This is a genomic window from Pseudarthrobacter defluvii (assembly GCF_030323865.1).
Taxonomy (GTDB): Bacteria; Actinomycetota; Actinomycetes; order Actinomycetales; family Micrococcaceae; genus Arthrobacter; species Arthrobacter sedimenti.
This window is the reverse complement of record NZ_CP066362.1, coordinates 3142280-3155939: the sequence shown is the minus strand read 5'-3', so window position 1 is coordinate 3155939 and position 13660 is coordinate 3142280. Positions and strand designations below refer to the sequence as shown.

Below are 13660 nucleotides of genomic sequence, written 5' to 3'. Positions count from 1 at the left end.
GCAGGGCACGCCGGGAAAAACGGTCTCGCAGTCAGGACATGGTGGCCACGGCGAAAAGTCCGGCCACCCCGACGAGGTAGAGGACCAGGACGACCAAGGAATCGGCTCCCATGCCCAGACGCTTCTTTTTCGGGCGGAAGAGGAGGCCCAGCAGGTAGGCCAGGGTGAGCAGGATCGCCAGGGCGGTGAGGTAGATGTCGGTGGCCTGGGCCTGGGGCAGCACCGGTTTGCCGGTGATCAGGACTGCGACAAGGAAGAGGACGGGCAGGAACGCATTGCCGCCAAAGATGTCGCTGAAGGCCAGCTTGTAGTCGCCCTGCTTCACCGATGCCAGTCCGGTGGAAATTTCGGGCAGGGACGTGGCCAGGGCCAGGAAAGTCGCACCGAAGAGGACGCCAGAAAGCCCGATGTGCCCGGCGATCGCATCGCCGCTGCGCTCCAGCACCACGCCTGCGCCCAGGGTGGCCAGTGCCGCGACGGCGAAGATCAGGGCAGACTTGCCCGTGCTGATGTGCCGGTTCTTGTCGTTGGCCTTCTTCTTGGAATGGCCCTGGGGCTCGTCCTGCCCGCCGGGCGCGTCTCCTTGCTGATGCCAGGGAAGGCCTTTCTGGGACCGTTGGACCAGGATTAATCCGAGGATCCAGATCACGGCGATCAGCACAGCGGCCGGCGTCAGGCGCAGTCCCACCAGCGAGTTCGGCATCTGGCTGCCGGCGATCACTACGCCCAGGACTGCGATGACGGTGACCGCTTCGATGACGAGCGTCAGGGATGCCGCCTTGTAGCTGAGGGGGTCAGTGCCTCTTGTTCCGAATACGTCGAGGATGACCAGCACGACAGTCTGGATGGCGATGCCGCCCAGAATGTTGCCCACGGCCACCCCGATGTTGTTGGAAGCGGCCGCGCTGACCGTAATGGCGATCTCCGGCAGGTTCGTGGCAACGGCAAGCAGGATGAGGCCTCCCAGCGCCGACCCCAGGTGCAGCCGGTCATCAAGAACATCCGTCTGTTTGGAAAGCTGGATTCCCGCCACCCAGATCACCGCTGCGGCACCGGCGAAAATCAGTAACAGAACTGCCAGGGGCAGCGACTCCATGCCTCTCCCTTCCCGGGCGGCGCCCTGCCTCCCAAGGAAACAGATACCCATGGACGGGAACAGGAACTGCATTTGCAGCTGGGAATGCTCTGGGAATTGCGGCTGAGGCAGGTAATGCGCCCTACTCAAATGCAGTATCAATTACTGATCAAATCTTCGGAGCGGATGCCTAGCCTTCATCCATGCTGAGAATCGTGAAGCAGATCCTGCGATCCAAGCCAAAGTGCCGGTACTGCGGGCTGGCCCTGCCGGAATCTCCTACTGCGGCATTTTGCTCCCGCAATTGCTACGACAGCTATCAGTACTGGGGCGGTGCCTCCGCCCGCAGAGAGTGACGTCGCCGTCGACATTTGCAGTGGCCGCAGTCCACACTACTTCGCAAAACTACTAACCATGCTTACTATTGTGGGGCGCGGCTGTCCGCTGGGGGCAGAGCACCCGCGCTGCACCGGAGGTTTTTCAAGCATGGACAACGAAATGCGTCCCCTCACCGATGAAGAACTGATGTCCGAACAGGCCACCGCCCTGCCGGACAAGGAAGTGGCGTCCGTCCTGGACCTGAACGCGGACCTGGACCTGGGCATCAACGCCGCAGCACCTATCGACCTGGCTGTCGCCGCCAACGCCAATGTGGCAGCACCCATTGATGCCGCCGCCTCGGCCAACATCCTCTCCTACGGTTCGGACGCGCAGGCGCTGTCAAGCCAGGACGCCGCCATCGACCAGGGCATCACCGCCGATGCCAACGCCGACTCCACCCAGGACAGCCTGATCGGCCAGGGCGACGGCGCCACCGATATGGGTAGCGCCGACGCCGGAACCACGGATGGAACGTCCGGCGCAGTGTCAGATCCCACCAGTACCGGAGGGCTGACCGACGCAGCCGGCGCGCTGAACGGCAACCTGCTGAACGTCGATGTGAACCTGGATGCCGATGCCGCCATCGCCGCTCCCATCAACGGTGCCGTGGCCGCGAACGCCAACGTGGCTGCACCCATCGACGCCGCAGTGGCCGCCAACATCGGCTCCATCGACAGCCAGGCCTATGCCATCTCGGACCAGAGCGCCACCATCTCGCAGCACATCGACGGCGAGGCAAATGCCACCGCCGGCCAGCAGTCCGACCTGCAGCAGTAAGCAGACATGACCCAAACCCACGGCGGGCCGCCTCCCGAGGCGGGCCCGCCGTCGTCACGCGTCTCCGTTGCCCCGGATCCGTCGGGAAAGATGTCGACGGCTGCTGCCCACCTGCCCGCCCGGGCCGACGGCGTCCAGCTCCTGGGCACCGCGGAGGGGTCGGGCTACCGCGAACCGCCCGCCCTGGTGCGGCGAGCCGACGGCCAGACCCTCCAGCTGACCCGGCTGCTGTACTTGGTGCTGGAGGCGGCGGACGGGACCCGCGACCTGGACGGCATTGCCCGGCACGTCAGCGAAGGGTCCGGGCGGCTGGTCAGCGCTGACAACGTCCGTACCCTGATGGACTCGCAACTGCTGCCCCTGGGCCTGCTCCGGCTTGCCGACGGCACGCAGCCGGAAGTCAAGAAGTCCAACCCGCTCCTGGGCCTGCGCTTCCGCTACATCGTGTCCGACCCCGCCCGTACCCGCAGGATCACCGCACCGTTCGCGGTGCTGTTCCACCCACTGATCGTGGTGGCCGTGACGGCCGCGTTCCTGGCTGCATGCTGGTGGGTGCTCATGGTCAAAGGGCTCGGCTCAGCCACCCACGAGGCTTTCGAGCAGCCTGCCCTCCTGCTGCTGATCCTCGCCGTCACCATCCTGTCAGCCGGTTTCCATGAATTCGGCCATGCCGCCGCCACCCGCAAGGGCGGAGCCACACCCGGGGCCATAGGCGCCGGGCTCTACCTGCTGTGGCCAGCCTTCTTCACGGACGTCACCGACTCCTACCGCCTGGGCCGCGGCGGCCGGATCCGCACCGACCTGGGCGGGCTGTACTTCAACGCCATCGTGGCCGTGGCCATCATGGGACTGTGGTGGGCCACCGGCTTCGACGCGCTCCTGCTGGTGGTGGTCACGCAGATCCTGCAGATGGTCCGCCAGCTCATCCCGCTGGTCAAGTACGACGGCTACCACATCCTGGCAGACGCCACCGGCGTGCCCGACCTGTTCCAGCGCATCAAACCAACCCTCCTGGGAATCCTTCCCTGGCGGTGGGGAAGCCCGGAAAGCAAGGTGCTCAAGCCGTGGGCGCGGGCCGTGGTTACCGTCTGGGTGCTGGTGACCGTACCGGTGCTGCTATTCAGCATGGTGATGATGGTGCTGTCCCTGCCACGGTTGCTGGCCACCGGCTGGGCCAGTGTGGGCAAGCAGCAGGAAGCGCTGGCGGCGAGCCTTTCTTCCGGCGACTTACTGGGCGTGGCCGTTCGGGCCCTCGCCATTGTTGTGGTGGCGGTCCCGGTGCTGGGCGTGCTGTACATCGTGGTGCGGCTGCTGCGGCAGCTTGTCACGGGCCTGTGGCAAAAAACCAGTGGCAAGGCGGTGCAGCGGACGGCCGCCATGACCGCCGTCGCAGTCCTGCTGGCGGGGCTCGCTTGGGCATGGTGGCCCGACGGCGGGACGTACCGCCCGGTGCAGGCGTACGAACGAGGGACGCTGGGTGATGCAACGCGGGCCATCCTTCCCCACCGTGAGCGCGAGGCGTTGCGGGAGGGTGCTTCCGGGCAGACTGTTGCGCTGTGGCCCGCGGATGCTGTGAAACCCACGCGGGACAATCCCCAGCTGAGCATGGTGCTGGTGCCTGCCGACGCATCGCCGGCCAGTGCCTCGCCAGGCGGCAGCACCACTTCTGCTGCTGCTCCCTCCTGGGTGTTTCCGTTCGACAGGCCAGCCGCCCCGGCCGCCGACGGAAACCAGGCGCTCGCCGTCAACACCACCGACGGCTCCGTAAAGTACAGCGTGGCCTTCGCCCTGGTCTGGGCAGACGGCGGGGAGCCGGTCACCACCACCAACGAGGCATACGCTTTCGCCAACTGCTCGGGCTGCGCGGCAGTGGCCGTGGGCTTCCAGGTGGTCCTGGTGGTAGGTCAGACCGACGTGATCGTGCCGCAGAACCTTTCGGCGGCTGCCAACTACAACTGCCTGGACTGCCTCACCTATGCCCTGGCCAGCCAGCTGGTCCTCACGCTCGACGGGCCGTTGGACGGCGACAGCAAGCAGCAGCTTGAGGCGTTGTGGGCCCAAATCGCGGAGTATGGGCGGAACCTACAAAACGTTCCGCTGTCCGAGATCCAGGCCACGCTCAACGGGTACAAGGAGCAGATCACGGCCATCGTCAAAGGCTCTTCTGTTTCCGGAGGGACCTCCGTGGCGACGTCCCCTGCTACGGCTGGCCCCAGCGGTGGTCCGACCCCTGGCCCCACCTCGTCCGTTGCCCAGGATGGGCCGTCTGCACCTGCACCTGCACCTGTACCGGCTGCGACTGGGGTGGCCACGGCGCCGGCGGGGCCAGATCTGGGAGGCGGCCAACCGACGTCGTCCGTTGACTACGCAACGCCGGCACCCACTGTGGATTACGGGGGAGGGGAGACCCTGGAGCCCGCGCCTACGTCCAGCGCGGGGTAAAGGCCGGGGCACGCCGGCTTTGCCCCCGCCGACGGTCTCGCTCCTGGAATGGGTAGGCCGCTAGACCGAATGGGTGCGGGCAACCCTTATGGGAGGGTCCGCCGCGCGGGTAGGTTGGCTGCTGCCGGAGAGACGTGCCCTGCAGCTCATTTTTGGGATATCGGCCGGGAAGCCCCGGACCCGCCAGCCGTGTCTTGAAAACGGGCCACCCTGCAGTCGTCGGATGGCCTGCAGGGTGGCCTTTTCGCTGAAGCATGTGGTGGTGCGCCAGTTGTTCTCCGACCCGTAGCCGCCCACGGAGAGCTACCGCGTATCCACGTCTTCGAACACCAGGAACGTCTGCGTATCCAGCACGCCGGGCATGGTCTGCAGCTGGTCGAAGATAACCCGCCGAAGGTCGATGTTGTCCACGGCGCGGACCAGCAGGATCACATCGAAGTCCCCGCCCACCAGGGCGATGTGGTGCACCTCGGGGATGGCGCCCAGCTGGTCGCGGAGTTCGCGCCAGGAATCCTGCTTCAGCTTCAGCGTCACGTAGGCCGAGGACTTGAGCCCCGCCTTGATCGGATCCACAAGCGCCGTGAACCGGGTCAGCACGCCGTCGGACGTCAGCCGGGAAATCCGCGAGTACGCGTGCGCCCTGGAAATGTGGACGTTCTCGGCCACCTGCGTCACCGACATCCGCCCGTCGCGGGTCAGTTCGGCAATGATGCGCCGGTCAATGTCATCCAGCGGAACCTCGGCAGCGGCGTCCTTGCCCGGCATTTTGTCCACGGCCCCCATCGGTAATCCACGTCACAGTTACAAATCGTCTCCCATAATAGGCAGTTTGAAGCAGCTTCTCCACGATTTGCGCACCTTGTAGATACGAAACCTGCTGCAGGACCATACTGGGAGCGAATAGTGGCTACCGAAGGACGGACCAATGACGATCTCCGCAGACCACACCGCGCCGGACACCACCAGCCCGCAGGAAGCGCCGGACACCGCGCTGAATGAAGCTGTGAAGAAGTTCGGCATCACGGTGGAGGACTACATGCTCCCCGCCCGGCACCAGATCCAGATGGTGGACCCGGACGGCCGGCTCAAGCCCGAAGGCGAGCAGGGCACCCAGCCCGGCCACGAGTACCCCGTGCCCGGCGACAAGGAGCTGCTCGAAGCGTACGAACGCCTCGTCGTCGGCCGCCGCGTCAACGACCAGAACTCCGCGCTGGTCCGGCAGGGGCGCATGGCCGTCTACCCCTCCAGCCACGGCCAGGAAGCCTGCCAGGTGGCCGCCGCCCTGTGCCTGTCCGATGGTGACTGGATGTTCCCCACCTACCGGGACGCCGTCGCCGTGATGACCCGCGGCGTGGACCCCGTGCAGGTGATGACCATCTTCCGCGGCGACTGGCACGGCGGCTACGACCCCCTTGAGTACAAGGTGGGCATCCAGTGCACGCCGCTGACAACCCAGCTGCTGCACGCCGTCGGGGTTGCGCACGCCGCCAAGCTCCGCGGCGAGGACACCGTGGTGCTGGCCATGTGCGGCGACGGCGCCACCAGCGAAGGTGACTTCCACGAGGCGCTGAACTTCGCCGCCGTCTTCCACCTGCCCGTGATCTTCTTCGTGCAGAACAACAAGTACGCCATCTCGGTGCCGCTGGCGCACCAGTCGGTGGCGCCGTCGCTGGCGCACAAGGCCGTGGGCTACGGCATGGCGGGCGAACGGGTGGACGGCAACGACGTCGTGGCCCTCCTCGCCGTCCTGGACCGCGCCGTGAAGCTCGCCCGCGAAGGGTCCGGACCGCTGCTGGTGGAAGCCAACACCTACCGCATGCAGGCCCACACCAATGCCGACGACGACACCCGCTACCGGGAAAGCGCCGAGGTTGCGGAGTGGCGGGCCAAGGACCCGGTGAACAGGATGCGCACCTATCTGACGGACCGGGGGCTGTTGGACGACGACGGCGAGGCCCGGATCCGTGAGCATGCTGAGGCGGTTGCCGCGCAGCTGCGCGAAGGCCTCAGCGAGGACGTGCCGGTGGACCCGCAGGAGCTTTTCCGACACGTCTTTGAGCGGCAGACGCCGCAGCTGAAGGAACAGTCCGCCATGCTCGCCGACGAGCTGGCCCGCGACGCAGCAGCTACTGATTCGAAGGAGGCCGGCAAGTGAGCCCCACCATCACCACCTCATCCGAGGCCAACGGCAACGTTTCCGCCGCCACGGCCCGCGCCGCCGCCTCGGCTGCAGCGTCCGCCGAAGCCGCGGGGCCGCAGCCGGTCACCATGGCCAAGGCCCTTAACACCGCGCTCGCCGACGCGATGTCCGTCGATTCCTCCGTGCTGGTTTTCGGCGAGGACGTAGGGCTCCTGGGCGGTGTCTTCCGCATCACCGACGGCCTCACCGCCACGTTCGGCGAGCAGCGCTGCTTCGACACCCCGCTGGCCGAGTCCGGCATCGTCGGCATGGCCGTGGGCATGGCCATCAACGGGATGCGCCCCGTGATCGAGATGCAGTTCGACGCGTTCGCGTACCCGGCCTTCGAGCAGATCGTCAGCCACGTGGCCAAGATGCACAACCGCACCAAGGGCATGGTCAAGCTGCCCATGGTCATCCGCATCCCCTACGGCGGCGGCATCGGGGGAGTGGAGCACCACTGCGACTCCTCCGAGTCCTACTACGCCCACACCGCGGGCCTGAAGGTCTACACCCCGGCCACCGTGGCGGACGGCTACCGCATGCTCCGCGAGGCGATTGACTCCGACGATCCGGTTGTGTTCATGGAGCCAAAGAAGATGTACTGGACCAAGGATTCGGTGGACCTGGGCGAGCTGCGCCGGCTCCACGGCTCCCGTGCGGAAGGTACGACGGCGGGGCTTGGCTCCGGGGGGCGGGCCTCCGTCGCGCGTCCCGGCACCGACGCGACGCTGATTGCCTACGGTCCGTCCGTGCCCACCGCTTTGGCTGCCGCGGAGGCGGCTGCGCTGGAGGGGCGCTCGCTGGAAGTGATCGACGTGCGGACCATCGTCCCCTTCGACGACGAGACCGTGTCCGCTTCCGTCCGGAAGACCGGCCGGGCCGTGGTGATCGCCGAGGCCCACGGCTTCGCGTCCGTGTCCTCGGAGATCGTGGCCCGGGTGCAGGAGCGCTGCTTCCACTACCTGGCCGCCCCGATCCGCCGCGTGACCGGGTTCGACGTCCCGTATCCGGCGCCCAAACTCGAGAAGTACTACCTGCCCGGCGTGGACCGCATCCTCGACGCCGTTGACGACCTTCAGTGGGAGAACTGACCATGAGCGAACCACGCGTGTTTTTGTTGCCGGACCTGGGCGAGGGGCTCACTGAAGCGGAGCTCGTTTCCTGGCACGTTGCCGTTGGGGATGAGATTGCCGTTGACCAGCCGATCGCCGAGGTGGAGACCGCCAAGTCCGCCGTCGAGGTGCCGTCCCCCTATGCGGGGATCGTTGCCGAGCTGCACGGGCAGCCGGGGGAGACCCTCGACGTGGGGAAGCCGCTGATCTCGGTGACGCCTCTTGGTGCTGGGGCCGCCCCGGTGTCGGCCGGGACCGCCGCGGATGATGCCGCCCCCGCCCCTTCGCCGGCCCAGCCCGAGGTTGAGCCCGCGGAGACTGAGCTTGCCGAACCGAAGCCGTCCAACCCGGAGGCCGAGACCTATCGGGAGGAAGAAAAAGCCGGGTCAGGAAATGTGCTGATCGGGTACGGCACTCCAGGCGGGCACGGCGTTGCCCGGCGGACCCGTGCGCGGAAGTCCTCCGTGGCGGTGGATGAACGGACCGAAGCCCCCGCCGTTGAGCTGTCCAAGGAAGACGAGCTCACCCTCCTGCGCACTCGCGTGCCCGGCAAGCTTGGTGCCGTCATCTCGCCGCTGGTCCGCCGCATGGCACGGGAGCACGGCGTGGATCTGGGAGAGCTTTCCGGCTCCGGCGACAGCGGGCTGATCATGCGCCGCGACGTCGAAGCGGCGATGCGGACGGCGGTGCCCGCGGCTGAACCCGAGGCCGAGCCTGTCCAGGCGGCCCCGGAGCGTCCATCTCTTGAGCCGGCTGAAACTCCTGCCGGCTCAACCACCGACTCCCGCACCGGTCTCGCCATCTCGGCCCGCACGCCGGTCCGTGGTGTCCGGAAGGCGGTGGCCACCAACATGGTCCGCAGCCGCTCCGAGATCCCGGAGGCCACCGTCTGGGTGGATGTCGATGCCACCCCGCTCATGGAGCTGCGCGAGGGATTCAAGGTCAACGGCGCCGAGGTTCCCGGCCTGCTCGCGTTCATCGCCCGGTTCGTCACGGCGGGGCTGAAGAAGTACCCGGAACTGAACACACGGATCGAAACCGCGGACGATGGGTCCCAGGAGATTGTGTCCTTCGACGGGATCAACCTGGGCTTCGCGGCGCAGACCGACCGCGGCCTGATGGTCCCCTCCGTCCGCGGCGCCGAGAAGCTCAGCGCCCGCGAACTCGACGCCGAGATCCGCCGGCTCACGCAGGTTGCGCGGGAGGGCAAGGCGACGCCCACCGAGCTCGGCAGTGGCACGTTCACGCTGAACAACTACGGGGTGTTCGGCGTGGATGGTTCCGCGGCGATCATCAACCACCCGGAGGTGGCCATCCTCGGGGTGGGCCGGATCATCGACAAGCCGTGGGTGGTTGACGGCGAGCTGGCCGTCCGAAAGGTCACCGAACTGACCCTGACCTTCGACCACCGGGTCTGCGACGGCGGCACGGCCGGCGGCTTCCTCCGCTTCGTGGCCGATGCCATAGAAAACCCCACGGGACTGCTGGCGGACATCTAACCCCTCCTTCTCGACGGGTAAATATTCCTCCGAACCGAAAAGCGGCTGGCGCTGCCCACACCTGGGCAGCGCCAGCCGCTTTTCGCGTCGAAGCTTCTTTTGCGCGTCGCCATCTGCAGTGGGGCCTACCCCTTGCAGCAGCCGTACTTGACGCGGAAGTGAGTTCGATGGTTAGTTAGTTGAGTAATGAACCATATAACTATAAGCCGCTGCACCAGGAGGCCGCGTTGAAAGAGGACGGCACACCTCTCTTCGTGCAGATCGCCGGACAGGTTGAAGATTCGATTGTGGATGGATCTTTGGCCGAAGAAGCCCAGGCTCCCTCAACCAATGAGCTTGCATCCTTCTACCGCATGAATCCGGCGACGGCAGCGAAGGGGATCAACATGCTTGTCAGCAAAGGTGTGCTCTACAAGCGCAGGGGTGTGGGCATGTTCGTCGCCCCCGGCGCCCGGGAGCTCCTGCTCAAGGAACGCCGCAACGACTTCGCCCTGCGGTACGTTCAGCCCCTGCTCGCAGAGGCACGCCGGATCGGGCTGGGACCCGACGACGTGGCCGATCTTGTGCGCACCGGCGCAGGCGAGGCAGCCGCAGCCGCACCACCATCCCACGAGACCGACGGAAGGACGCCATGAGCGCCGTAATCGAGGTTCGGAACCTCACCAAGAGCTACAAGGACGCACTCGCGCTGGACAATGTGAGCTTCGACATTGAGCAGAACGCCATCTACGGGCTCCTGGGCCGCAACGGCGCCGGCAAAACCACCGCCATGTCCATCCTCACGGCACAGAACTTCCCCAGCAGTGGAGAAGTTCGCGTGTTCGGCGAGAACCCGTATGAGAACCCGAGGGTGCTGAGCCGGATGTGCTTTGTCCGGGAGAGCCAAAAATACCCGGACGATGCCTCCGCGCGCCACGCCCTCGCAGCGGCGCGGCTCTTCTTCCCCAACTGGGACCAGGGCTTGGCGGACGAACTCATTGACGACTTCCAGCTGCCCCTGAAACGGACCATCAAGAAGCTGTCGCGCGGGCAGCTCTCCGCCGTCGGCGTCATCATCGGGCTTGCCTCCCGTGCGGAAATTACCTTTTTCGACGAGCCGTACCTGGGGCTGGACGCCGTAGCGCGGCAGACGTTCTACGACCGTCTGCTGGCTGACTACGCGGAGCACCCCCGGACCATCCTCCTCTCCAGCCACCTCATCGACGAGGTATCAAACCTCATCGAACGCGTGCTCCTTATTGACGCGGGCCGCATCATCATGGACCAATCAGCCGAGGGCGCCCGTGCCATGGCCACCAACGTCGTGGGTGATGCGGGCGCGGTCGATCGGGCAGTTGGCGGACGCGAAGTCATCCACCGCGAGAGTCTGGGCCGGGTCGCCTCCGTGACCTTCCTTGGCCACTTGGATGCAACCGAAAGCGCCACGCTCGCGGCGGACGGCCTCGAACTGGCCCCCGTCTCCCTGCAGCAGCTCATTGTCCGCCTCACCCAGCAGCGGTCCGCCGGCATCCGCCCCGCGGACCCGGCCGCCCCGGAAGGAAGCCTCCGATGACCACCCTCAACCGCGCCGTGCAACGGTCCGTCCCGCGCAACCGCATGCTCAACGTGGTCCGTCTGCAATTCCTCAACAAGCGGACGTTCCTCTGGGTTCCGGTCCTGATACTGGGCGGTTCCTGGGTCCTGTCCATGCTCATCTTCTGGATCGTTGGCGGCGCAGGGCAGACCGGCGTGAAAGCCGGCGGTGGTGCGCAGGCTCCACTGTGGTATTTCCTCGCCATCGGTATCCAGGCAATGACCATGACGTTTCCGTTTTCCCAGGCGATGAGCCTGACACGGCGGGAGTTCTTCCTTGGCTCGCTGGCTGCCGCGGCTGTGAGCGCAACCGGGATGTCCGCAGTGTTTGTCCTGCTGGGCCTGCTGGAGCAGGCAACCGCCGGGTACGGCTTCAACGCCTACTTTTCCTACCTGGAGTGGGTATGGGCGGCAGGTCCGCTTGCGGCCGCCCTCACCTACTTTGTCTTGGCCGTGCTTTTCTTCGTGCTCGGGTTCTGGTTCGCCACGATCTTCAGGCGCTTTGGAGCGCTGGGGCTGGCCAGTGCGCTGCTGGGCACCGGCCTGGTGCTGGTGGGGCTCGTCGCCCTTGTGACCTTCCAGCAGGCGTGGCCGGTTGTGGCGCAATGGTTCGCAATCACCGGTTCGTTGGGCCTCACCTTGTGGGGGCTCCTACTGGCAGCGGTCCTTGCCGCTGGGTCCTACCTCACGCTCCGCAGGATGCCCGTTTAGCAGGAAGCATCGCGCTGGGTTGGAGTACGACGGCGGCGCGTGCCGCCGTCGTACTTTTCCCTGATCCCGCGGCCTGCCGTAATCTTGGAGTCCCCACCGGTCTCACATAAGGGTCAGAATCTTGGCTAATACCGCTCCTCAGGCACCCGCGCTCGGCGCGATCGAAAACCTCGCCTGGACTGCCCTCTCCGTCGGCGCCGCCGCCGTGCTGCTTCCGGTGATCGGACTGAAGGCGCTGTCAAAGGCCGTGTTTCCCAAGGCCTCTGCAGTACCCGGCGCCGACGAACGCCACTACCTGATCCAGTAACGGTGGCTGCGACGGGGCCGCGTGCCGCCGTCGTACCTGCTCAGCCGCCAAAGCGGAGCGTGAGCACCAAAACGATCAGCGCTACCACGCCGGCCAGCAGCATCGCCGCCCGGGGCTCCCCGAAGTTCAGCGTCCATCCAATGCCGAACCTGCGGGGAACCAGCAGCGCTGGGTCTTCGCGGTTGAAGTAGATCAGGCCGGCGCGCCAGAACTTGTCGTCGTCACGGTGCGTCAGTCCCGTGTCCTCCCCGTCCCCGCCGCGGTCCGCGTTGTTCCTGGCCAGGACCGTTACCGCTGCCACCACGGCGGCCAGGACGGGGACCACGATGACCAGCGGCGCCCACCGGGTCACAGTCCCGGTCCACATCAGCAGTGATGACGCCATAAGGCCGAGGTCGATCATGGCCACCAGTCCCAGCAGGGCCTTGGCTCCCAGCGACATGTAGTGCCGGGCCCAGCGTGAGGAGCCCTCAGGGCGGGCTGGGTCAAGATCCGCCCGGCTTCGGATGATGGCCGTCGCCAGGCCCGCGAGCAGCGCCGTCAGACCCAGCTGCAGGAAGACCAGCGAAAAGGCCGAGCCAACCGATTTGGCCTCCACCCGGTCGGCAGTTCCATTGCCGGCATAGTGCACCACGAGGGTCTGGGGCATGGAGGGATAGATCAGGATGCCGATGACCGCGGTGGCGGCAGTGATGAGTGCGGCGGGCGCCAGCCAGCGCCATGGGAACCGGGGCGGATTGGTCCTCAATTCGGTGTCCACCGCGACACCCTCGTGCAGGCCCTCGAACCAGCCGCCGTCGACCTTCGCTGCCCGGATCTCCTGGTGTGCCAGGAAGAAGCAGCCGTACCAGAGGCCCACGAGTACCAGCACAGACAATGGGAGCAGCAGCGGCTGACGTGTGAGTGCGAGGCTCCCCACGCCCACCACGCCAATGACACCCCCGCAGACCAGGACGCGCCGGCGGTAACGGCGCGCCTGCTCCGCCACCACGGGGTGGGTTGAGTACTGGGCCGGGATCCGCACCCCAAAAGGCACCGTGCCGCTGGTGACCGACGGCAGCACCAGTGCGAGCAGCAGCACCAGTCCCAGCAGGATGAAGCCCAGGATGATGGAAATGGTCATCGCTTGTCCTCCTGCTGCGGTTGGCCAAATGAAGCGAGGAGCGCTTGGCAGGTCTGGAGCACGTGTTCAGCCGGTACTCCGCGGGCAACGGCTTCGGCCAGAAGGGTCCGGGCCCTTGCCGTCCAGTCGGAGGGGAGCAGCTGGTCCGCCGCACTTGCGGTCACCACCGCTCCGGTCTTGCGGCTGAGACGGATCAGCCCTTCCTGCCGAAGGAGATCGTAGGCCTTGTTGACGGTATGGAAGTTGATGCCGAAATCGGCAGCCAGCGTTCGGGTGGGCGGCAGCGTACTGCCCTCTGTGAGCGCGCCGTGGGCGATCGCCTCGACGATCTGGTCCCGGATCTGCTGGTAGATGGGCACCTCAGCAGCCAGGTCTACGTTGAGGATCAACGCCTTCACCCCTTGCCTTTGTTCTATTAGTTATAGAACAACAGACGCACCAGTGCCAGAGGCAATTTGACGACGGCGGCCGGGCGCCGT

The 13660-nt window shown here is 66.3% G+C and carries 13 protein-coding genes; 9 read left to right on the top strand and 4 right to left on the bottom strand.

The window, feature by feature from the left end; translation table 11 throughout:
- Positions 1–31: 31 nt before the first annotated feature.
- The gene (locus JCQ34_RS14635; RefSeq protein ID WP_286398561.1) at positions 32–1096 is read right to left on the bottom strand and encodes a sodium:calcium antiporter; all 1065 of its coding nucleotides are present in this window, start codon (positions 1094–1096) and stop codon (positions 32–34) included.
- 465 nt (positions 1097–1561) lie between these two features.
- Here JCQ34_RS14635 and JCQ34_RS14630 point away from each other — a divergent pair, with 465 nt between their 5' ends.
- Positions 1562–2233, top strand: a complete 672-nt coding sequence (locus JCQ34_RS14630) for a peptidoglycan-binding protein (RefSeq protein ID WP_286398560.1) — start codon at positions 1562–1564, stop codon at positions 2231–2233.
- Positions 2234–2239: 6 nt separating this feature from the next.
- Positions 2240–4675 carry a hypothetical protein gene (locus JCQ34_RS14625; RefSeq protein WP_286398558.1) on the top strand — a complete coding sequence of 812 codons (2436 nt, stop codon included), beginning with the start codon at positions 2240–2242 and terminating at the stop codon, positions 4673–4675.
- A 303-nt stretch (positions 4676–4978) separates the two neighbouring features.
- On the opposite strand, the gene JCQ34_RS14620 is transcribed toward JCQ34_RS14625, so the two are convergent.
- Positions 4979–5440: an Lrp/AsnC family transcriptional regulator gene (locus JCQ34_RS14620; RefSeq protein ID WP_286404540.1), complete on the bottom strand. Its 462-nt coding sequence runs from the start codon at positions 5438–5440 to the stop codon at positions 4979–4981.
- A 160-nt stretch (positions 5441–5600) separates the two neighbouring features.
- Here JCQ34_RS14620 and pdhA point away from each other — a divergent pair, with 160 nt between their 5' ends.
- From pdhA to JCQ34_RS14585, 7 genes are all read left to right on the top strand, one after another.
- On the top strand, positions 5601–6830 hold the full coding sequence (pdhA, locus tag JCQ34_RS14615; protein ID WP_286398556.1) for a pyruvate dehydrogenase (acetyl-transferring) E1 component subunit alpha: 1230 nt from the start codon (positions 5601–5603) through the stop codon (positions 6828–6830).
- A complete protein-coding gene (locus JCQ34_RS14610; RefSeq protein WP_286398554.1) occupies positions 6827–7948 on the top strand; it encodes an alpha-ketoacid dehydrogenase subunit beta in 1122 nt (373 codons plus the stop codon). The genes pdhA and JCQ34_RS14610 overlap by 4 nt, the downstream gene beginning before the upstream one ends.
- Positions 7949–7950: 2 nt before the next feature.
- Entirely contained in the window at positions 7951–9468 is a 1518-nt protein-coding gene (locus JCQ34_RS14605) for a dihydrolipoamide acetyltransferase family protein (RefSeq protein WP_286398552.1), read from the top strand.
- Between the two features lie 227 nt (positions 9469–9695).
- The gene (locus JCQ34_RS14600) at positions 9696–10103 is read left to right on the top strand and encodes a GntR family transcriptional regulator (protein ID WP_286404539.1); all 408 of its coding nucleotides are present in this window, start codon (positions 9696–9698) and stop codon (positions 10101–10103) included.
- Positions 10100–11020 carry an ABC transporter ATP-binding protein gene (locus JCQ34_RS14595; protein WP_286398551.1) on the top strand — a complete coding sequence of 307 codons (921 nt, stop codon included), beginning with the start codon at positions 10100–10102 and terminating at the stop codon, positions 11018–11020. Before JCQ34_RS14600 ends, JCQ34_RS14595 begins: the two co-directional genes overlap by 4 nt.
- Positions 11017–11751, top strand: coding sequence for a hypothetical protein (locus JCQ34_RS14590; protein ID WP_286398549.1), 735 nt, complete (start codon positions 11017–11019; stop codon positions 11749–11751). Before JCQ34_RS14595 ends, JCQ34_RS14590 begins: the two co-directional genes overlap by 4 nt.
- 121 nt (positions 11752–11872) lie before the next feature.
- Entirely contained in the window at positions 11873–12058 is a 186-nt protein-coding gene (locus JCQ34_RS14585; RefSeq protein ID WP_286398547.1) for a hypothetical protein, read from the top strand.
- A 40-nt stretch (positions 12059–12098) separates the two neighbouring features.
- Here JCQ34_RS14585 and JCQ34_RS14580 read toward each other — a convergent pair whose 3' ends face one another.
- Together JCQ34_RS14580 and JCQ34_RS14575 are read right to left on the bottom strand one after the other, a co-directional pair.
- Positions 12099–13181 (bottom strand): DUF1648 domain-containing protein, encoded by a 1083-nt coding sequence (locus tag JCQ34_RS14580; RefSeq protein WP_286398545.1) that lies wholly within the window; start codon positions 13179–13181, stop codon positions 12099–12101.
- The gene (locus tag JCQ34_RS14575; RefSeq protein WP_286398543.1) at positions 13178–13579 is read right to left on the bottom strand and encodes a GntR family transcriptional regulator; all 402 of its coding nucleotides are present in this window, start codon (positions 13577–13579) and stop codon (positions 13178–13180) included. Before JCQ34_RS14575 ends, JCQ34_RS14580 begins: the two co-directional genes overlap by 4 nt.
- Positions 13580–13660: the final 81 nt, after the last annotated feature.